The organism is Anabaena catenula FACHB-362 (genome assembly GCF_014698735.1).
Classification (GTDB): Bacteria; Cyanobacteriota; Cyanobacteriia; order Cyanobacteriales; family Nostocaceae; genus Anabaena; species Anabaena variabilis_A.
In genome coordinates this window covers 1-20,248 of the sequence record NZ_JACJTQ010000017.1, presented here as the reverse complement: position 1 = coordinate 20,248, position 20,248 = coordinate 1, and the positions used below count along the sequence as shown (strand labels likewise).

The window sequence follows — 20,248 nt, the reverse complement described above, 5'->3', positions numbered from 1 at the left end:
CTTGATCATGATATTGACTCTAAATTTCCTCAAAATGTTCAACAGTAGGAAATGGGTCATAAAAATGATGGAGAAGTTTCTTCCAATCTTGATACTCAGCAGAACATCTAAATCCCACAGTATGAGCTTCTAAAGTTTCCCATTTAACAAGTAATAAATATTTGCCTTTGACTTCTATACATTTATGAAGTTCATGGGATAAATATCCATGCATTGATGAAATAATAGAAGAAGCCTTTTTGAAAGTAGATTCAAAATCAGACTCCATTCCCGGTTTAACATTAAGCATCGCAGCTTCAAGAATCATAGAATTATCAGTTAAGAATTAAATATATTGTTTAAGGATATATACTATTGCAGCGCAAAACTCTTCATTATGACCATTTTCATTAGGTTGACTAAAGCCTTGGAGTAGTAGTTCTCTCTCATCATCTGTAAGATATTCTAAACCTTCTAAAATTGCTTCTATTGCTCCACGACGCATTTTTTGCAACTTATCAATATTGAGGTCAAGTTTATCAATAGTTGTTTTAGCGGCAAGTATTTTTTCTGGGTTTTCTGTTGATAAAATTTGTCCATCTTCTGTATATCTAAAAAAATCACTACAATTAATATCTAGTGGTGAAACCATTAATTTATCATCATACCATTTATCTTTTTTCTTACCACAATGTAAAGGTTGTTTGGGTACAGTATCTTTTTGGCATGATGCAAGTAAATTTGTATAATATAGAGATAATTTAGGATAAGTTGTTCTTGGCTGCAAATGTTCAATATGGCTACTATCAATATTAATTAACCTTCCACAGTAACAGCAAATATGACCTTGTTCTTGTAACAATGAATTATGCACGTCAGTTTTTTGAGGTTTACTAAAATTATTCCAGCTAGGTTTCCAGTCATTGTTTTCTAGTTGTTTCCAAGCAGTAAAACTTTTTGGTTCCTCACTTTTATTGATATATTTCACCGTTTTAAAATCTCTTTTCTTTTAATAGATACACGAGCTTTTACTAATTCTGGCTCACTTTCTCCCATGATATCAGCAATCTGTTGAGATAATTGCCTAGCAGCATCAAGATTTCCCTCCTCAATTAATTGAAATAACTGATGTAGACTATCTTGAAATTCTTTTGGACGTTTGGTAACACCCATTATGTCTTCTAGAATTTGGTTGCTATCTCTACCATAAGAACTTTCAGGACGCACAGCAATAACACCATTATCTGTTTTCTTTAAAACATAAATTCCTTCAGGTTTTACTTCACTAATTACCTGGGGTGAATGAGTGGTAACAATAAATTGACAATTTGGAAATGTTCTGGTTAAAGCCGGAATAATTTCTCTTTGCCATTTTGGGTGTAAATGTAGTTCAATTTCATCAATTAAAACAACACCATAACCTTGAAGTGGATCTTCTAAACCTGGGTTAGCAATTGCTAAACGTCTGGCTAAATCACCCACCATTGCTAATAAGCATTTTTCACCATCAGATAATTGATTAATTATGAGTTCTTCACCATTTTTCTGTAAAGTCATTCTGAGAGTTGGAGAACGACGTACACGCAAATTAGAAAATTCGGGAATTAATGAAGATATAGCTCTTTTTACAGCTTCTAATTGCTTATCTCGATAGTCACGGTTATCTCGTAACATTTCGCTTTCTAGATCCTCTACAGACCTAAACCATTGAAAAAATCTATGAAACCCTATTTTTATACCATTAAATGCTTGATCATAAGCATCAATTTGTTTGAATGAACTAATATCAATAATTTCTAAATCCACATTAACAAAAGCACGGTTTACCGAATAATAAACTGCTAAAGGTATGTTAGATTCAGGATTTTTTTTCCATCGATATTTTATATCTTTAAAAAAATTTAAATCTGTATTTTCATGATGATTTTCTTTATCATTAATTTCTTTATTTTTTGAAAGACCAATTTCAAATATTTTTGATTCCAGTAAAATTTCAATCTGATTATTGGTTTTTTCAGATCCGTTTGTAATATCTTGTTCATTAAAAAACCGATTTTCAAGTTCTGGTTCTCCGGGAATAGCTTTTTTAGATTCATTGTTGTTTCCCAAAAATGAATAATCACTTTTCCGGATAGTTTTGTAAGTTCCTTTTCGGGAAGAGTTAGATTCTGAAAAATATAAAATTTCCCTTATCATATGTGACAACAAAATAGCAAGACAATCCAGAATACTCGATTTACCCACGCCATTAATACCAACAAGCACCGTTGGTTCTTTTTCATCAAAATCCAACGTCAAATCACCAATACCGCGAAAAGATTGCATTTTAAGCTGCTTAACTCTCATAACTTCAACCCCATTAATTTCCTAAACACATCTCAATCATTCCTCCTCTCCGTGCCTCTGCGCCTCTGCGTGAGAAAAAACCTCCATATCTAAACACTCCTCAACTTAATCACACCCCGATCAAAAACACGATTATCAACACCAATACCACTCACCTCAATTCTATCTGCATACACATCATAAGCCGCAAAACTCAAATTACTAGTCGAATATTCAGTCAACTCAGAACGGCTAATAGGACGATTACCCGCACCAGCACCACAAATTAAATAGGTAGTTCCATTAATAGAACGAGTGCGTTCATAATTATGTTCATGACCATTGATATAAAGTTGAACATTGTATTTTTCAAACAGAGGAGTAAAAATTTTGATAAAATTTGAATTACTCCCATACTGACCAGATGAATAAATCGGATGATGACCAAACACAACTTTCCAATCAGCTTTACTCAAACTTAATTCTTTCTCTAACCAAACTAGCTGATTTTTCCAATCAGCATTACCATTAGTATCTAAAGCAAAAAACTGAACTTTATCTTGACTAAACGTATAATAACGTCCCTTCATATTAAAGCCAGCATATTTCACTTGGGGAACACCATTATCAGTGCGAATATCATGATTACCTAAACAAGCATGAAATTTCACACCTTTTTTCAGCAAAGGTTGATAAGGACGTTCAAAAACTGCATTTATTTTCTCAATTTCGCCGTTGTTATAAATGTTATCACCAGCTAAAACTACTACATTATATGGATTTTTCTGGTGATAAGAATTCATGGCTTTAGCTACAGAATACTGTCCTCTAGCACCAGTACCAGTATCAGCCACAGATACAAAACGTAATAATAAATCTTTTTTATCTGGGGTAGCAGCAATTACTGATTCTGCCAGAATATTTTCAGAATTTTGATTTCCTAACTTCCAAGTAAGAAATCCAGAAGTAATACTAGTTATTCCACTTAAAAATAAAAATTGACGACGGTTGAGTTTCATAAATCAAGAAATCCCATAAATGGCACAATAAACGATTATAGTCAAAAAATTTTTTGTGTGTTTTGATTCACTAATTTGAGGGAAAGTTCCATGTCACAAGACAACCGAAGAAAACAAAGGAATGAAGCAAAAACTCAGCCTTCTCAACAAGAATACCAGATAAATCAGCCAATTTGGAAGACAACAATTATCCAAATTTTGAGGGGAACGATTGGGGTTTTAGAAACCACTGTGGAAAATCTGGAGACTGAACAGACTCTAACTGCGGAGAAGAAGCCCAATTTTTTACAAAGGATACTGTCCGGGTGGGATGGATTTTTAAGGACATTTCGTTTATTTTTACCATCAAATATATCAAATAATTTGTCAGATACAGTTTTGACAGGAATTTTTGCGGTAATTACTGTGGGAATAGTAGGAACAACTGCATTTTTATTTACTTCTAAACCTGTTGAAGTAGCAACTCTTCCCTCAGTTGAGGAAGTTCCCGCACCCATACCAACTGTAACTGCTTCCCCAGAACCAATTCCTACCACTATTCCCGAACCAATTCCCGAACCCACAATAATTCCAGAACCAGAACCCGCACCCACGGAAGAACCAGAACCAGAACCCACACCAACACCAACACCAATTATAGAATTAACACCAGAGCAAGCTTTAATTGCGGCTATTGAAAATCAGTTTTCAGAAATTAGTATTCCTTTAACACGTAGCGCAAGTGAAAACATTTCTTCTAAACTGATAAAATCTATTCAAGCTAATTTCCGTACCAGTGATTTAACTATCAAGATTAGTGATGTTTGGTATGATCTGGAAAAATCCCAACAAGATAAACTAGCAGCGGATATATTTCAACGTTCTCAAGAACTAGATTTCAGTCATTTAGAAATTATTGATTTTCAAGATAAGCTTGTAGCACGTAGTCCAGTTGTTGGTAATCAAATGCTAATTTTTAAACGATGAAATTCGATATATTGAGAATTTGTAAACTACTGACTAGATCAAAAAACAATTTTTAATTATGTAATTATGCTGTTGTTATTAGTTGAAGATGAAAATGATTAATGCAGATCCTTCTATTAATACGGGTGGTTCGAGATTAGGTTTAGCTATTTTCCAAACTCACAAAGGCAAATTAGAAGTGCAAAGTCATGTAGATCATAGCAGTACATTTACTATGATTTTGCTACTCGTTTCCAAAGTAAACAAATAATTTCTACCAACATAGATGTAATCATAGCAATAGCGGCGGATGTTGCGCCATTCATACCTTTATTAATAGCAAAACTAGCAATTATTAATAAAGTTCCTGTTCCTAACCAAGTAGATAGATTTACATGACCTGTGCGATTTTCACTGACTAAAAACCCCTGAGTTGCATTTTGCAAAGCTACAAATAATGGCACAATTGTACAGATTAAAAGAACTGGTTTAATGCTTTTAGCAAGGGTGAGATCATTACCGATAAAACTTTGTACAATCTGATCGCCTATCGGTGTTAAACTCATCAATAACAATAAGGTAGAACAAGCTGCACCCACACTGATAGCAAAAGTCAGTAGTTGTTGATCGCTTACTTGATGACGATATTTAATCACCATTTGCTGTACCATGCGGGTAGAATTGGCAATTACCAGAACTAACCCCCAAGCCGCAGACCAAGCAGCAATGGCAATTGTGGCATCTTGGGCGCGGGCTAGAATGCTAATTAATATCGCCCTTCCTCCCCAAACCACCATCATAGAATTAGCTAAGGGTAAATAGAATTTCCACACCTGTGCTAAATTGCGGGGTAAGTTAGGTTGTTCTATTTGTGGTGGTAAAGTTGCCCCACTACGACGAGCAAAAATTGTTACAGCAATAGCTTCGACGATCACCCCACTTATAAGGGCAAATCCGGCAATTATACCCCCAGATCTTTGTAATAAAAATCCGGCTGTCAGAACTATTGCTAATGTGAATAACCTGAAAATACTGGCTTTAGCAACAGCGCGAGACTGACCATGATAAATTAATAATCCTTGAAAATAACGCCGCCAAGCGATCGCAAACGGCCAACCACCCATTAGTAATAATACTTGACTAACTGTAACTAACATTGCTGATGGTATGCCCAACAGACTCACACCCACAAAGTTAAATATAATGGGTAGTCCCAACAAACTCAAGAGAAAAGTTAGTCCTCCACCTACCAATAATGTAAACCGCCACAATGCTTTGCGTGAATCTTGAGAACCAGCTAAAGCGTTAGCAGCGTGCAGAATCATAATAATGGGACTTTCAAAAAATATCGCCAAAGATTTAGCAATACCTACCGCCGCAAGGTTAATTTGAGCATCAGGAAGATGAGCTAATGTAGTAGTCATCATCGGATCACCACAAGCCATAGTCACATCACTCAGGGATAAAGGCAAAAATTCCCGCCATAAAGTCCCTAAACTAATTGGTTGAGATTGAGGTTCTTGTAATTTCACTCTTGACTCCTACCGACAATATCAAGTGGTACAGGTAGAAGATTAGCAATTGCTGCCGTTAAATTGGTATTTTGGAGGATGGTTATTTCTTGCTCTGTTAACCAATCAGCATTGTAAACTGTTTCCAGATAGCGATCGCCCCGATCAGGATTAAGCAGTAACATGGTTTGAGGCTTAGTAAATCTTTGGGCATCCGCTAACGCTGCGGCTACAATTGCACCAGTGGAAGCACCTAAAAGCATTCCTTCCTGTTTAGCCAAAGCATGACAAACCGAAAACGCTAAAGCATCATCAACGCTATAAGCAGCGTCTAACACTTGCGGGTCAAAATTGGGGGGAACGAAGGATAAACCCAGTCCAGTCATCTTATAGGGGTGTCTGGGTGTACCAAAAATTGCTGATCCAGCTACATCAACACCAATAATTCTCGTTTGGGGATAATACCTTTTAAAATAGCGACTGATACCGCCTAATTGTCCGGCTGTACTGACTCCAATCGCTATAGCATCTGGCGCACCACCAAAAGCAGCTTCAATTTCCCGCGCAGTCCACAGGGCATGGGCATCAGTATTACTGGGATTTTTATGTTGACAAGGATACCAAGCACCAGCAATATTTGTAGCTAATTCCTGAGCTTTTGTCATTCTTGCTACCTGCATCGAACCTTGAGCATCAGCAGCACTCAGAGGGACTTCGACAAGTTCTGCACCATAAGCAGTAAGCATTCTTCGCATTGTTACAGGGGTTTTAGCATCAATGACAATCATCACCCTGTAACCCTTGGTTGCACCCACAATTGCTAACCCAATCCCAAAGTTACCAGAACTAGATTCAACAATTGTACCTCCTGGCAGCAATAAACCTTGTTTTTCGGCTTCATTCACCAAATAAGCGGCATTTTTTTCTTTAATACTCCCACCGGGATTACAAGATTCTAGTTTTAAATAGAGATGATGATGTTGACAACTGGGGTGAATTCGATTTAACCGAACAATGGGAACTTTACCTAACGCTTCTGTCACCGTTTTAAATAGCGGTGATGTTGGTAAGCTGGTTTTTAGGGTTAGTTTTGGAGAGTAAGTAACCATCATTAATAGCCAAATACGGTTCATCTCTAAATATGACAACCCTAGATGAAATAGAGATGAAATCGGTTAACTGAATATAATTTTTTAGTTCCTGTCATGCCAAATATGGGTTGATTTCTATTATATGGAAATAGCTTATAGTGCTGATTTATAAGCTTTAACTAATAAATCAATGCCAGTAATTGCCCCACCAACAACAACAGCATTAGCACCTAAATCTAAAGCTTTTCTTGCCATTTCTGGTGAAGAAATACCGCCTTCACAAATTACAAAAGTATCTAAATTTTCTACTATCTGTCTGAGTAATTCCCAACCAGGAGGAGAGAAGTTTTTAGTTTCTGCGGTATAGCCAAAAAGAGTAGTTCCCACGATATCAGCACCAGCATCAACCGCTAATTTTGCTGCTGCAAATGTATCCACATCTGCCATAACTGGTTTACCCAATTCTTGATGAATACGGTTAATAATATCAATTAATTTTTCATCACCAGGACGATTTCTGGTAGTTGCATCTATAGCAATAATATCTGCACCTGCTTGTGCCACAGCAACAGCATGGTGAAACTGTGGTGTAATGTAAACATCAGAACCAGTTATTACTTGTTTCCAAAGTCCAATAATTGGTACTTGTACCTTTTCTCTAACAGCTTGAATATGATTTGGCGTATCAATTCTCACGCCAACAGCACCATTATTAACAGCAGCTTGTGCCATTGCAGCAATCACATAAGCATCATGTAATGGAGAATCTACAGGTGCTTGACAGGAAACAATTAATCCTTTTTGTAAATTAGTCATTTTTGATTTTTAATTGTTTAACAAATTCTGGAAGTTTAATTCAATAGCCAATTAACAAGCAGGAATTATGTGAGGCCGAGTCTATAGCGTTTCCTAGTCTAATGAAGTACAAAATTATCTGTGTTTATCTGTGTTTATCTGCGTCCATCTGCGGTTAATTCTTTCTGCACCTCACTTGAATGGGAATTGCTATAAAATATCCATTATAGAACTTAATTACTTATCCCTTACGGGAGCCTTAGGCTCTATTACGAATTACGAATTATTTTAATTGATTTGGTATCCAAACCGTAAAAATTGAACCCATACCTACAGTAGATTCTACTTCAATTCGACCCCGATGAAGTTCTACAAGTTGTTTAGTTAAAGCTAAACCAACTCCTGTGCCTTCGTAACGACGACGATAGGGTGTATCCAGTTGCTGAAATTTCTCAAATAGTAGTGGTAATTGATCTTCTGGTATGCCAATTCCAGTATCTTCTATTTGAAAGATAGCAGTGTCATCTTCAACCCACAAACGCAAAGTGACGCTGCCACTTTCTGGGGTAAACTTGATCGCATTAGTTAATAAATTCCAAAGAATTTGTTCTATTCTTCCCGAATCGGCTGTGAAATGATCGTGCAAAGGGTTAATTTGTAAATCGAGTTTAAGAGTGACTTTTTCGCTGGTTGCTTTTTCTAATAAGCATTCTATGGTATTCTCGGCTATTTTTATTAAAGAAAATTCAGAAATATTTAATACTGTTTTACCAGCCTCAATTTGCGATAAATCGAGGATGTCATTAATCATTTCTAATAAATGTTCGCCACTATCATGGATAGTTTGTAAATAATTCCGTTGTCGTTGACTTAACTCACCCAAAGGCCAACGTAATAATGTCGAAGACATCCCAATCACATAAGTTAAAGGTGTCAACAATTCATGGCTGATTGTAGCCAGAAATTCACTTCTGAGACGACTTGCAGCTTCAGCAGCTAGTAGTGCCTCCCGCAATGCCATTGTTCGTTCAATAACTCGTTGTTCCAGAGTTTGTTTTTCTTGTGTGAGTATTCGCGTAGCGTCTTGCAGAGAGTGCATTAGCTCAGTTTGATGAATAGCGATCGCTAATTGTTCTGCAATTGAATTTAACAAGTTTTTTTCGCTTTCCTGCCACTCACGGGGAACATGACACTGGTGAGCAATCAATAACCCCCAAAGTTTTTCTTCAAACATAATCGGGGCTGCCAATTTTGCCCGAATTTGTTTTGTCCTTAAAAAATTTAATAAACACTCTTCCAGTGCATAGGTTTTTTCGACATCATCAACAGCTAAGATAAAACCTTGACGATACTTTTCCCAACAGTGAGAAATGCGCGTCAGGCAGTCTTTTTCTTGATAATTTAATACTGAGGTAATATTGTCTTTAGCCAGTGCTTCATAAACTATACAACCCCAGCCATTGTGGTTATCTGGTTCTAAAAATTGAGAATTAACTGAACTTAGGACTAAATCTTGTGTATGTTTAGCCTTGACTTTAAGCGGCTCAAATTTATAAATTACTAATCGGTCTAATTCTAGAAATTCACGTACTTGTGTAATTGCCGTAGCCATAATTACTGGCAAATTTAGGCTTTTGCGGATTTGCGTTGTTACTTGATTCAACAGACGTTCCTGAGCAATCTGTTTTTTCAAGGCGTTTTCCACCGACTGACAACTAAAATCCTCTGGAGGAATTGAACTTGCCGGTGCTGTTAAATCTGGGTTGAAATCAGGGAGAAAATATTCTAACAATAACAGAGTAAATTTACTTTGGAGCGTGACATCATTAGGAGCAAGAAGTTGCCGATAGTGTTGAAGATTTTGGTATGTGTAGGAGTTACAGCCAAACAAATCTCCCAATTTCGAGACAAAAGAAGCGATCGCTTCTTCATTAAATGTCAAACTAGCATTTAGGGCTGAGTCAATTTCTTGCTTCCCTGGCTTTTGGGTTCCCACCAACAGTGCATTAAATCCATGAGAAACCACCAGCTTAAACCTTTGCCCTTGCCACTCTACAGGCAGTTTCATCCGAACCAGTACAGCTTCTGTCAGCACTAAAGCATCACTTTCTACCGCCTGAACCATTTGCTGTAATAATTCTCCAAGCTGATTAAATACACTTAAAGGAAAGGTTCGAGAAAAGCCCAAATCAGGAGAAATAAGCATTTTCAAAAATGTGGTGAGAGGGGCTAAATGCTGGATTGAGAAGTTGTTTTGATTGTGTACTAACCAACAGTGTAAAACGGTAAAAGAGAATTATGCATCGTATAAGTGCCACACCAGGGGGATGGAATCAGTCGGAAGGCTTAATTTTCCTTGAACAAACCCCATCACCTTTCGTGTTAATCACGGCTGCCGATACCGACATTCAAACCCTAGCAGCTGCCGTTACAAAATTACCTGCCCAATTTCCACAAATTAGAGTAGCCAACCTATTACAACTACAGCAACAAATAAGTATAGATGCTTATGCTGAACAAGTATTAGAATCAGCCCAAGTGATCGTTCTCCGTTTAATTGGAGGAAGTTCCTACTGGGGTTATGGCTTAGAAGTGGTACAAGAAATTGTGCAACGTAATAGTACAACCCTTATTGTAATGCCAGGAGACGACGGACTTGATCTTGATTTAATCTCTAAATCTACGATTTCTTTAGAAATTGTTAACCAAATTTGGCAATACTTTCAGGAAGGTGGTATAGAAAATTTCCTGAACGCCCTCCAATTTATCGCTGATACAGCCTTGTCTACCTCGTTTAATCCCCCACCACCACAACCTGTTCCTCGTGTGGGAATGTATGAGTGGGGAGGCTCTTGTGCAGGAAGCAGGGGAGTAGAGGAAGAGTTTTCTTCTACTTCTTCTACACTGTCACCTGTCACCTGTCACCCCTTCGGGGTTCGCCAGTCGCTCATGGGGGAAACCCCCAAGACCGCGCTGGCTCACCTGTCACCTTCTAAAGTTGGTATTTTGTTCTACCGCGCTCATTATTTGGCGGGAAATACCAAGGTTATTGATGCTTTATGTGCGGCTTTGGTGGAAAAAAATTTACAACCTGTGCCAGTGTTTGTATCCTCATTGCGTGAACCTGGTGTGAGCGAACAGTTGCATGAGTTGTTTCAGCCGAAAGATGGACAGCATATTGATTGTTTACTTAATACCACCAGTTTTTCCCTAGCGCGGTTGGAAACAGAAACACCGCAAATCGAACTTTGGGAAAAATTAGATGTACCAGTTTTACAGGTAATTCTCTGCGCTAGTTCCGTGGAGCAGTGGGAGTCACAGTCACAAGGTTTGACACCCCGTGATATGGCGATGAATGTGGCATTACCAGAGGTAGACGGAAGAATTATTAGTCGGGCTGTGTCTTTTAAAACTTTGCAAACTCGCAATCATGACTTAGAAACCGATGTGGTAGTTTATGAACCGGTAAGCGATCGCATTGAGTTTGTCGTACAGCTGGCAGCTAATTGGGTTCGATTAAGAGTTAAACCACCCCAAGAACGCCGTATAGCCCTAATTTTAGCAAATTACCCCAACACCAACGGTCGCCTTGCTAATGGCGTAGGACTCGACACTCCCGCCAGTTGTGTGGAAATTCTCAAAGCTTTACAGTTAGCTGGTTATGAAGTGGGAGATATCCCAGCTACAGGAGATGAATTAATTCAACTTCTCACATCTGGCGTTACCAATGATCCAGAAGGAAGAGATTGGAAAGCAGTACAGCAAAGTCTTTCGGCAACAGAATATCAAGAGTATTTTGCCACTTTACCAGAGGCTGTGCAGGAAGGTATTAGTGAGCGTTGGGGGTTATTTGGAGAAACGAACCGCAGAGGCGCAGAGGTCGCAGAGGAGGGGGAGATTTTACCTATTGCGGGGATTCAATTTGGCAATGTATTTGTAGGTATTCAGCCTTCACGGGGTTATGATCTTGACCCTAGTTTGAATTATCATGCACCAGATTTAGAACCAACTCACGCTTATTTAGCTTTTTACTATTGGGTACGGGAAAAAAATTCCAGTTGTTTTGGGGCTGATGCGATCGCTCATGTCGGCAAACATGGAAACTTAGAATGGCTACCTGGTAAAAGTATTGCCTTATCTAAAACTTGTTATCCCGAAGTAGCTTTTGGGGCAATGCCGCACCTGTACCCATTTATTGTCAACGATCCTGGAGAAGGTTCTCAAGCAAAACGTCGCGCCCAGGCGGTAATAATTGACCATCTAACACCGCCAATGACTCGTGCTGAACTATATGGCCCCTTGCAACAGGTAGAAAATTTAATTGATGAATACTACGAAGCCGAAAGTTTAGATCCTACCCGTTTACCAACAATACGCGATCGCATTCAGGAACTAGTCATCAAAGAAAATCTCTATAAAGATTTAGGAATTACCGACGAAAAAGACATCGTCAACTTTGAAACCTTAATCTTAAATTCCCTAGATGGCTATTTGTGCGAACTCAAAGAAGCCCAAATCCGCGACGGCTTACACATTTTCGGTAAATGTCCGCAAGGTACACAACTGCGAGACTTAATAGTAGCGATCGCTCGCCTCCCCAACCGCCATTCTATCGGCATTACCCGCGCCATAGCCCAAGAATGGGGCTTAGACATAGACCCCCTCACCGACCACTTTTCAACCCCCTTCACCCCTCCGCAAACCCTCTCTGCGTCTCTGCGCGACGGACACTTTGCACAAGTCGGGAAACCCGCCCAAGCAAGTGTCCTCCTCTGCGAGAGACTAAACTCTTCCCGCATCATCGGCGATGTCGTAGAACTCCTAGAACAAGAAGCCGCCTTTTTAGTAGAACAACTTATTACTAATAACTCAACACTCGATACTCGGTACGGGCTAAACGCCCCGCTATCGCTAACGGTACTCGGTACTACCCTTGATTGGATAGAATCTAAACTCCTCCCCGCACTGCAAAAAACCGACGAAGAAATCACCAACTTCTTACGCGGACTTGATGGAAAATACATTCCCAGTGCTGCTTCCGGCGCACCCACACGCGGCAGGCCAGAAGTCCTCCCCACAGGGAAAAACTTTTACGCCGTTGACATTCGCGCCATTCCCACAGAAACCGCTTGGGATATCGGCAGAAACGCAGCCGAAACCTTAATTGAAACCTACACCCAAGAACATGGAGAATATCCCAAAACATTAGGTTTATCATTATGGGGAACTGCTACCATGCGGACGGGTGGTGATGATATGGCCGAGGCTTTGGCTTTAATCGGTGTTCAACCTGTTTGGGATGGTGCAGCCAGAAGAGTAGTAGATTTTGAAATTTTGCCCTTATCTATTTTGGGTCGTCCCCGTGTGGATGTAACTTTAAGAATTTCGGGATTTTTCCGAGATGCTTTTCCCAACTTGATTGATTTATTTTCCCAAGCTGTAACAGCCGTAGCTGCATTAGATGAACCCGCAGCAGAAAACCCCTTAGCAGATGCAGTTCGTCAAGATACTGACTTATGGACTCAAGAGGGTTTAAGTTTAGAAGCGGCACAAGAGCGATCGCAATATCGCGTCTTTGGTTCTAAACCAGGTGCTTACGGTGCAGGACTCCAAGGCTTAATCGCCTCCCAAAACTGGCAAGATGATCAAGATTTAGCCCGCGCCTACATGAATTGGAGTTCTTACGCTTATTCTTCTAGTCAGTTTACAGAAGACAATTCTTCTCCCTTGCTCCCTGCTCCCTGCTCCCCTGCCTCTTCTCCCGCAGCATTTGAGCAACGCTTGAAGCAAATGCAAATTGTGTTGCACAATCAAGACAATCGGGAACACGACTTACTCGATTCTGATGATTATTACCAATTTCAGGGTGGCTTAACCGCAGCGGTGCGTTCTCTCCAAGGGAAAAATCCCCAAACCTATTTTGGTGACAATTCCATTCCCAGCCAGCCAAAAGTCCGCCAACTCAAAGCAGAAATTGCGCGGGTATATCGTTCTCGTGTAGTTAATCCCAAATGGATAGCCGGAGTTATGCGTCACGGTTATAAAGGTGCATTTGAAATGGCCGCGACGGTAGATTTCTTATTTGCCTACGATGCTACCGCTCAATGTGTAGAAGATCATATGTATCAGGGCATCGTCCAGGCATATTTACAAGATCCAATTGTCTGTGAATTCATCCAAGAAAAGAACCCCTGGGCGTTGCGTGATATTTCCGAAAGGCTACTAGAAGCACATCAGCGCGGTTTATGGCAGGATGTCAGCACACAGACATTGGACGATTTGCGAAACCTAGTACATCAAGCTGAAGCAGCAATTGAAGAAATATAAAGTGGTGTAGGAAACAAATATGGAAAATATAGCGTATTTGCACCTAGCTTTTGCCTATGAAGATAGTGAATTTGGTGAATTAGCTTCTCTATTTCACCCAGCAACCGTACCAGACTGGAAACGTCTTTCTAGCAAGGCTTGGAAGTATATGCTTCCCCTTGTTTTAATTCTCTCTATTTTCAGTGCTGTTGGTAGCGTTTTGGCATTAGAAAAAGGCGATCAAGGCCCTTCTGTCAAAAATCTGCAACAAAAGTTAAACACAGCAGGTTTTTATCGAGATCCCATCACTGAAGTCTATGACTCTCCCACAGAAGATGCTGTCCGACAGTTTCAAAAAGCTGTGGGTTTACCGATGAATGGTGTTGTTGAAGTTAAAACTTGGCAAAAATTAGAAAGTTGGCAGAAAAAGCCAGGGAGTACAAAAACTAAAACAGCTACAGCACCGACGCAAAGAACCACAAACAGTACTCCTCGTTCAGCAACTAACAAGCGCCAAAATCCTAACCTCATTACTAAAGGTGATGAAGGTGAAAATGTGAAAGTTTTACAAGCACGCTTGCGAATTGCTGGTTTTTATTTTGGGAATCCTAGTGGCATATTTGGTCCGATTACCGAGGAAGCTGTCATGCGATTCCAAAAAGCTTATAAGTTAAACTCTGACGGTGTTGTTGGACCGACTACACTGGCCAAATTACCCCCAGTAAATGCAGAAAGTGGAGAAGATACTTCCCAACAGGAAATTAATCGAGATCAACTCAGTTTAGGCGATCGCGGTGAAGCCGTCAGAATTCTCCAAGAACAATTAATCAAAGCTGGATATCTAGACGGACAACCCAATGGTTACTATGGTTCCTACACAGCAAATGCTGTTAGTCGCTTTCAAAAAAATCATCACTTAGAAGCCAACAGCATTGCTGGAACTGCTACTCGCTCTAAGTTACATAACTTAGTCAAAACTTCACCCAAAAGCGATTTTAGTGTCTTGCAAGTTCAAATGCGACTACAGGAGAAAGGTTTTTATAAAGGCCCAATCAACGGCATCATGGCAGAAGACACCAAAAAAGCAATGAAACGCGCCCAAGAATTCTATGGCGTTAGCCCCGGTGATATCATCAGTGGCAACTTTTAGCACAGTACGGCAGAAATAGCTGATCCAGTTACAAAAAGTTAAAAAGCTGATGAAACAAACTTTATTTCCTCCAGTAATACTGCTTCATTCCCATTAAATTCGCTTAAACGTGGCAGATGATTCCCCAACTCACTGATTATATCGTGTCTGCTTGAATACTTATAATTAGTGCGGACACGGAGACCCAGAGGGTTTTTATCTAGTTATCCCACCTCGGTGCTAAAGCGGCATTAATGCCCTTTGGCATTTGGGACAGACTGCATGAATTGTCAGTTGACAGTCAAGTAGGTGAAACCCTTCTTTTTGGGCTGTTTTTGTGCCAATTTTTAAAATTGACTCGTTTTTGAACTCAATAGTAGCGTTGCACTTGACACAAATGAGGTGATGGTGATGATGGGGGTAGGGCTGGTTAAGTTCATAATGTTTATGCCCTTCACCCAGTTCTAGTTCCCGTAAAATCCCCATTCTCGCCATCAACTTCAAAGTCCGATAGATAGTTGATAGACTTATACCTTCACCGTCAGTTTCTAAGCGATGATAAAGATCCTCGGCGCTTAAATGTTCACCTTGCGGAAGTTCTTGGAAAATGTGTAGAATTGTTTCTCGCTGTGGAGTTAAACGCCAGCCTCGGTCGTTTAGTTCTGCCTTGAGTGAACCAGTTGTGTAGACAGTCATACTAAATTTTCTCAACAAAGCCTGTTAATTGAGAATATAGCAAATTTTCGGCTGGATTTGCAACAATCACAGCTTATTGATAATATTTGCTATTTGGTCAGTTGTCCGGTGACAATCTCAAACCTCAAGGTTAAAATTTGATAATGATAGCCGTTGCTAGTTAGCGTATTGATATCAGCTGGTAATAAAAACCATATTCCAAAAGACTTTCTAGCCTGTTAGCAGTTAAGAGTTACCTGCTCTAGTAGAAAATCGCCAAAATTAACTTAAATCCAGAAAGGTAGCAAAAGCTGATGTCACCAGCTTTTCACCTTCTGTATCGGGTACTAAGTTAGAGACTCTAAATAGTCGCGGATCAGGTTACGGCGTTTGGGTTGGCGTAACTTCTGCAAAGCCTTGGATTCAATTTGCCGTACACGTTCTCTTGATAAGTCAAGGGCGCGGCCAATTTCAGCTAATGAGTAAGAATGACCATCGGATAAACCAAAGCGCATGAGGATGACATCACGCTCACGGCTAGTTAAATCTTCTAGTAGATTTTGCAAATCTTTTTGTAAAGACTCTCGCATCAACATCTCTTCTGGAGTAACACTATCAGTCTCCAGCAATTCGCCCAACTCAGTATCTTTATCTTTGCCGACTTTGGTTTCTAAAGAAACGGATCGAGGTACACGCAACAAAACTTCCCTGACTTGGGCAGGGGTCATATCTAATTCAATTGCTAAGTCTTCTAAGGTAGGAGTGCGACCTTTTTCTTGAGCAATTTTACGTTGGGCTTTTTTAATTTTGTTAAGTTTCTCTGTAATATGAACAGGTAAGCGGATTGTGCGGCTAGAAGTGGCGATCGCTCTGGTAATTCCCTGCCGAATCCACCAATAAGCATAGGTACTAAAACGATAGCCCTTAGTGGGGTCAAATTTTTCTACGGCTCGCTCTAAACCTAGAGTGCCTTCTTGGACTAAATCCAACAATTCTAAGCCACGATTTTGATACTTCTTGGCCACAGAAACCACGAGGCGCAGATTGGCCTTAATCATGTGTTCTTTAGATTGAAGTCCTTGGGACTGAACTTTTTCTAGTTCTTCCACCGTCAACTTAGCAATTTCTGCCCAGCGGCGTTTACCTTCTGATAAAGTCGGCTTGAGATCTGCTAAGTTCAGACCAGCAGTAGTCGCCCACCTTTCTAAAGACGGACGATGTCCCAATTCAGATGCTAACCGCTCCTGAACTTCGATTAACCGAAGATAGGGGGCAATCACAGCATCACCTTCCTTAGCAGCGTTAGCAAGCACTATTCGTATCCGCAAATATCGCTGTACTTTTTGGGCTTCTGCAACTTCTTCATCTCGGCCTAATAACCGCACTTGACCAATTTCTTGAAGATATAGACGTACTAAGTCTGTACTCCTACGGTTGTTGTTAGCAGCATGATGAGAATCAACAGCAGCTATTTCCAGATCTTGTAGATCATCTAGCGACAAATTGCTGTCATCAATAGTTAGATCAGAGTCTAATGTGGGTCTAGACTTTTGGGAATCGTAGGCGGCATCTGTGTAAAAAGATGTTGCTGGCATAATGTCTTAATTGCTCCAGGTAACAATAGATTACGGTCAGCTAAAATTACGGTCAGCTAATCAACTGTTGCTATTGTTCCCGTAATTCACGATGAACTAACATTGTTGATTTTTACAGTACAATTTTTTGCTAATTTTTGTACTGGTTATTTTTGCTACATTTTACTTGATCGGCAACTATAGTTTTTTGATTTAACCAATAGCTATTTTGAGCTACAGCTATTACAGCGCCGCGTCAATCAGTCACGCATTTGAAATGTCTAAAGCCTTGACAGAACAGTAATTAAGAATTACGAATTCTGCAAAGCGGTACTAGGCTGTAAATTAGGAATTACTGAGTTAACATTACATTTCCAAGCCAAATCAGCTGTTATTTTTATAACCCGGTATAAACATATTCCTAGTAATTTTGCTGTTTATAAAGTACATAGTTATATTTACACGACTAGGGAGGTAATTTCCTGACGATTTAACACTTTTTTTAGTGATTATTTGGTCATGGCCTGAGATGAGTTACGAAATAATGCTGATAGAGTAGCTTGGCAAGAGCTTTAACTCTATAGGTTATATTCTGGCTTGATATCTCGTAACATTAGTTCATCCAGTGCTTCTCGAGGTGTCACCTCAGCCTCAAGTAACCGATAAACTTGTTCAGTAATAGGGATAGGGATATTTTGCTGCTGGGATATTTGCATCAAAACCCGGCAAGTGTTCACTCCTTCAGCGGTTCCTGGTAAAGCGGCGAGAATTTCTGTGAGCGTTTTGCCACTAGCTAACTGGTATCCAACTTGGTAATTGCGACTTAAGGGACTATTGCAGGTGGCTAACAAATCCCCTAGACCCGATAAACCGTAAAATGTTTCCGTCTTTGCACCAAAGATGTTACCAATGCGAACCATTTCTGTCAAGCCACGGGTGACTAAAGCCGCTTTAGCATTGGTTCCTAGGTGCAGTCCATCACATACCCCAGCCGCGATCGCTATAACATTCTTGATTGTACCCCCCAGTTCTACACCCACGGGGTCAGGATTCGTATACACACGAAACCGATTGGAAGAAAATACCAGTTGCACCATTTGGGCAGCAGCTGTATTTTTGCTGGCTACTACTGTTGCAGCTGGTAATTCCTGTTCGATCTCTTGAGATAAATTTGGACCAGACAGCACAACTATTGGATGATGAGGAAATTCTGTTTGCCAAATTTGCGACGGTGTGCGCGTAGTTTGCTGTTCTAGTCCCTTTGTGGCTGTGACAAAAATTGTCTCTGGAGATAAGGGGAAAGACTTGACTAAAGCGGCTACACTACTCACTCCTTTCATGGAGATAGCAGATAGGATTATTTCGGCATCTGATAAAACTGTTTCTAAAGTCTGGGAACCCTGACGCGACCACAAGCACACTTGATGACCGTTTATCTGTGCCAAATTTGCTAAGGCTGTACCCCAAGCACCAGCACCCAGAATAACAACAGATTTTGGATTTTCGATTTTAGAATTAGTCATTGGTCATTGGTCATTAGTCATTGGTCATTAGTCATTGGTAAAAGACAACAGGTATTGACACTCCCCTGCGCCCTGCGCCCTGCTCCCCTGCCCCCTGCTCCTTGCCCCCTGCGCCCTGCTCCCCTACCCCCTTATCGGGGATAGCGTTCTATTAATTCCCTAACCTGCTCCGCATGATAGGAACTTCTTGTCAATGGCGAAGAAACAATTTGTAAAAAACCTAGTTCTTCCCCGTATGCTTTCCAATCTGCAAATTTTTCTGGAGTGATAAAATCGGATATTTGCAAATGTTTTTGACTAGGTTGGAGATATTGCCCAATTGTCAAAATATCACAATTCACCGCTCGCAAATCTTGCATAACTTGGCGAACTTCAGCATCAGTTTCACCTAAGCCCACCATAATACCGGATTTGGTATAGGTGCTGGGAGCAATTTGGTGCGTTCGCTTTAATAATTCCATGCTTCGCTCATAATTACCTTGAGGACGTACCCGACGATACAAACGTGGTATCGTTTCTGTGTTGTGGTTGAGTACCTCTGGTGCAGCTTTCAGAATGATTTCCAGTGCATCCCAATTTCCGCATAAATCAGGAATCAGCACCTCAATCGTAGTATTGGGCGAGACGCTGCGAACTGCGGTAATACACTGTACAAACTGAGATGCACCACCATCCGCTAAATCATCACGATTGACAGAAGTAATCACCACATGATTAAGTTGCATTCGCCGCACAGCTTCGGCTAGTCGCGTCGGCTCGGTAGGATCTAATGGTTGAGGTTTTTTCTCAAAATCAATATCGCAATAAGGACAAGCCCTGGTACAAGCTGGCCCCATAATCAAAAATGTAGCAGTACCAGCCTTAAAGCACTCACCAATATTCGGACAGGACGCTTCCTCACAAACCGTATTGAGGGCTAAATCCCGCAAAATTTCTTTAACGTTACCAACGCGCTCCCACTGAGGCGCTTTTACCCGCAACCAGTCTGGTTTTACAGTCACAATCCACTCTTACCACTGAAGTTCTACACATCTAATCCTAGCAAGCAAAGACCCCTGTGAAAGATAGAAGATTTGTTATTTTTTGGTGATTGTGGTATACTGTATTTAACTTGTCATATTTATAGCGGGATGTGGCGCAGCTTGGTAGCGCACTTCGTTCGGGACGAAGGGGCCGCTGGTTCGAATCCAGTCATCCCGATTTTTGATGTCACTTGCCAAATTATTTGACCGCGTTGTTAAACTCTAAGAATTCACAATCAGATTTAATAGACATCTCCGGAAATAGCTAAAGTGTTACTGCCACTGCTTTTAAAAGTGAGATGCCCCAATGCAAAGGTAGCTGGCTGGTACGCTAAAATAAGCGTTAGAGATGCC

At 40.2% G+C, this 20,248-nt stretch carries 15 protein-coding genes and 1 tRNA gene; 4 read left to right on the top strand and 12 right to left on the bottom strand.

The features are described from left to right. Window positions 1–19: 19 nt before the first annotated feature. The 4 genes from H6G68_RS12655 to H6G68_RS12640 form a co-directional block, all read right to left on the bottom strand. Window positions 20–307 (bottom strand): antibiotic biosynthesis monooxygenase family protein, encoded by a 288-nt coding sequence (locus H6G68_RS12655; RefSeq protein WP_190906972.1) that lies wholly within the window; start codon window positions 305–307, stop codon window positions 20–22. A gap of 18 nt (window positions 308–325) precedes the next feature. Next, window positions 326–967 (bottom strand): retron system putative HNH endonuclease, encoded by a 642-nt coding sequence (locus H6G68_RS12650; protein ID WP_190906971.1) that lies wholly within the window; start codon window positions 965–967, stop codon window positions 326–328. After that, window positions 964–2,325 (bottom strand): AAA family ATPase, encoded by a 1,362-nt coding sequence (locus tag H6G68_RS12645; RefSeq protein ID WP_190906970.1) that lies wholly within the window; start codon window positions 2,323–2,325, stop codon window positions 964–966. The genes H6G68_RS12650 and H6G68_RS12645 overlap by 4 nt, the downstream gene beginning before the upstream one ends. Before the next feature lie 89 nt (window positions 2,326–2,414). Further along, entirely contained in the window at window positions 2,415–3,323 is a 909-nt protein-coding gene (locus H6G68_RS12640) for a metallophosphoesterase family protein (protein ID WP_190906969.1), read from the bottom strand. A 90-nt stretch (window positions 3,324–3,413) separates the two neighbouring features. Here H6G68_RS12640 and H6G68_RS12635 point away from each other — a divergent pair, with 90 nt between their 5' ends. After that, on the top strand, window positions 3,414–4,289 hold the full coding sequence (locus H6G68_RS12635; protein WP_190906968.1) for a hypothetical protein: 876 nt from the start codon (window positions 3,414–3,416) through the stop codon (window positions 4,287–4,289). A 212-nt stretch (window positions 4,290–4,501) separates the two neighbouring features. Here the strand turns inward: H6G68_RS12635 and H6G68_RS12630 are convergent, their stop codons facing one another. The 4 genes from H6G68_RS12630 to H6G68_RS12615 form a co-directional block, all read right to left on the bottom strand. Further along, entirely contained in the window at window positions 4,502–5,800 is a 1,299-nt protein-coding gene (locus H6G68_RS12630) for a hypothetical protein (protein WP_190906967.1), read from the bottom strand. Further along, window positions 5,797–6,912, bottom strand: a complete 1,116-nt coding sequence (locus tag H6G68_RS12625) for a PLP-dependent cysteine synthase family protein (RefSeq protein WP_242045246.1) — start codon at window positions 6,910–6,912, stop codon at window positions 5,797–5,799. The genes H6G68_RS12630 and H6G68_RS12625 overlap by 4 nt, the downstream gene beginning before the upstream one ends. A 111-nt stretch (window positions 6,913–7,023) precedes the next feature. Continuing rightward, the gene (locus H6G68_RS12620; RefSeq protein WP_190906966.1) at window positions 7,024–7,686 is read right to left on the bottom strand and encodes an N-acetylmannosamine-6-phosphate 2-epimerase; all 663 of its coding nucleotides are present in this window, start codon (window positions 7,684–7,686) and stop codon (window positions 7,024–7,026) included. Window positions 7,687–7,948: 262 nt separating this feature from the next. Continuing rightward, a complete protein-coding gene (locus H6G68_RS12615) occupies window positions 7,949–9,871 on the bottom strand; it encodes a GAF domain-containing sensor histidine kinase (RefSeq protein WP_190906965.1) in 1,923 nt (640 codons plus the stop codon). A 92-nt stretch (window positions 9,872–9,963) separates the two neighbouring features. Between H6G68_RS12615 and cobN the strand changes: the two genes are divergently transcribed. Both cobN and H6G68_RS12605 read left to right on the top strand, forming a co-directional pair. Beyond that, window positions 9,964–13,992 carry a cobaltochelatase subunit CobN gene (cobN, locus tag H6G68_RS12610; RefSeq protein WP_190906964.1) on the top strand — a complete coding sequence of 1,343 codons (4,029 nt, stop codon included), beginning with the start codon at window positions 9,964–9,966 and terminating at the stop codon, window positions 13,990–13,992. Between the two features lie 19 nt (window positions 13,993–14,011). Beyond that, window positions 14,012–15,121 carry a peptidoglycan-binding domain-containing protein gene (locus H6G68_RS12605; protein ID WP_190906963.1) on the top strand — a complete coding sequence of 370 codons (1,110 nt, stop codon included), beginning with the start codon at window positions 14,012–14,014 and terminating at the stop codon, window positions 15,119–15,121. A gap of 219 nt (window positions 15,122–15,340) precedes the next feature. Here the strand turns inward: H6G68_RS12605 and H6G68_RS12600 are convergent, their stop codons facing one another. From H6G68_RS12600 to lipA, 4 genes are all read right to left on the bottom strand, one after another. Continuing rightward, on the bottom strand, window positions 15,341–15,796 hold the full coding sequence (locus H6G68_RS12600) for a Fur family transcriptional regulator (protein WP_127054657.1): 456 nt from the start codon (window positions 15,794–15,796) through the stop codon (window positions 15,341–15,343). A 326-nt stretch (window positions 15,797–16,122) separates the two neighbouring features. Then, complete coding sequence (gene sigC / locus H6G68_RS12595) at window positions 16,123–17,370, bottom strand: RNA polymerase sigma factor SigC (RefSeq protein WP_190906962.1); 1,248 nt, start codon at window positions 17,368–17,370, stop codon at window positions 16,123–16,125. Between the two features lie 557 nt (window positions 17,371–17,927). Beyond that, entirely contained in the window at window positions 17,928–18,872 is a 945-nt protein-coding gene (locus tag H6G68_RS12590) for an NAD(P)H-dependent glycerol-3-phosphate dehydrogenase (protein ID WP_190906961.1), read from the bottom strand. Between the two features lie 131 nt (window positions 18,873–19,003). Beyond that, the gene (lipA, locus tag H6G68_RS12585) at window positions 19,004–19,873 is read right to left on the bottom strand and encodes a lipoyl synthase (protein ID WP_190906960.1); all 870 of its coding nucleotides are present in this window, start codon (window positions 19,871–19,873) and stop codon (window positions 19,004–19,006) included. A gap of 125 nt (window positions 19,874–19,998) precedes the next feature. On the opposite strand from lipA, the gene H6G68_RS12580 reads away from it, so the two are divergent. Further along, window positions 19,999–20,072: transfer RNA gene (locus H6G68_RS12580), tRNA-Pro, on the top strand. The last annotated feature ends 176 nt before the right edge of the window (window positions 20,073–20,248 follow it).

What these genes read in the sequence shown, in the direction of transcription:
- H6G68_RS12655 (WP_190906972.1), bottom strand. Translation starts at nt 307, where the DNA reads ATGATTCTTGAAGCTGCGATGCTTAATGTTAAACCGGGAATGGAGTCT.
- H6G68_RS12645 (WP_190906970.1), bottom strand. Translation starts at nt 2,325, where the DNA reads ATGAGAGTTAAGCAGCTTAAAATGCAATCTTTTCGCGGTATTGGTGAT.
- H6G68_RS12640 (WP_190906969.1), bottom strand. Translation starts at nt 3,323, where the DNA reads ATGAAACTCAACCGTCGTCAATTTTTATTTTTAAGTGGAATAACTAGT.
- H6G68_RS12635 (WP_190906968.1), top strand. Translation starts at nt 3,414, where the DNA reads ATGTCACAAGACAACCGAAGAAAACAAAGGAATGAAGCAAAAACTCAG.
- H6G68_RS12625 (WP_242045246.1), bottom strand. Translation starts at nt 6,912, where the DNA reads ATGAACCGTATTTGGCTATTAATGATGGTTACTTACTCTCCAAAACTA.
- H6G68_RS12620 (WP_190906966.1), bottom strand. Translation starts at nt 7,686, where the DNA reads ATGACTAATTTACAAAAAGGATTAATTGTTTCCTGTCAAGCACCTGTA.
- H6G68_RS12615 (WP_190906965.1), bottom strand. Translation starts at nt 9,871, where the DNA reads ATGCTTATTTCTCCTGATTTGGGCTTTTCTCGAACCTTTCCTTTAAGT.
- cobN (WP_190906964.1), top strand. Translation starts at nt 9,964, where the DNA reads ATGCATCGTATAAGTGCCACACCAGGGGGATGGAATCAGTCGGAAGGC.
- H6G68_RS12605 (WP_190906963.1), top strand. Translation starts at nt 14,012, where the DNA reads ATGGAAAATATAGCGTATTTGCACCTAGCTTTTGCCTATGAAGATAGT.
- H6G68_RS12600 (WP_127054657.1), bottom strand. Translation starts at nt 15,796, where the DNA reads ATGACTGTCTACACAACTGGTTCACTCAAGGCAGAACTAAACGACCGA.
- sigC (WP_190906962.1), bottom strand. Translation starts at nt 17,370, where the DNA reads ATGCCAGCAACATCTTTTTACACAGATGCCGCCTACGATTCCCAAAAG.
- H6G68_RS12590 (WP_190906961.1), bottom strand. Translation starts at nt 18,872, where the DNA reads ATGACTAATTCTAAAATCGAAAATCCAAAATCTGTTGTTATTCTGGGT.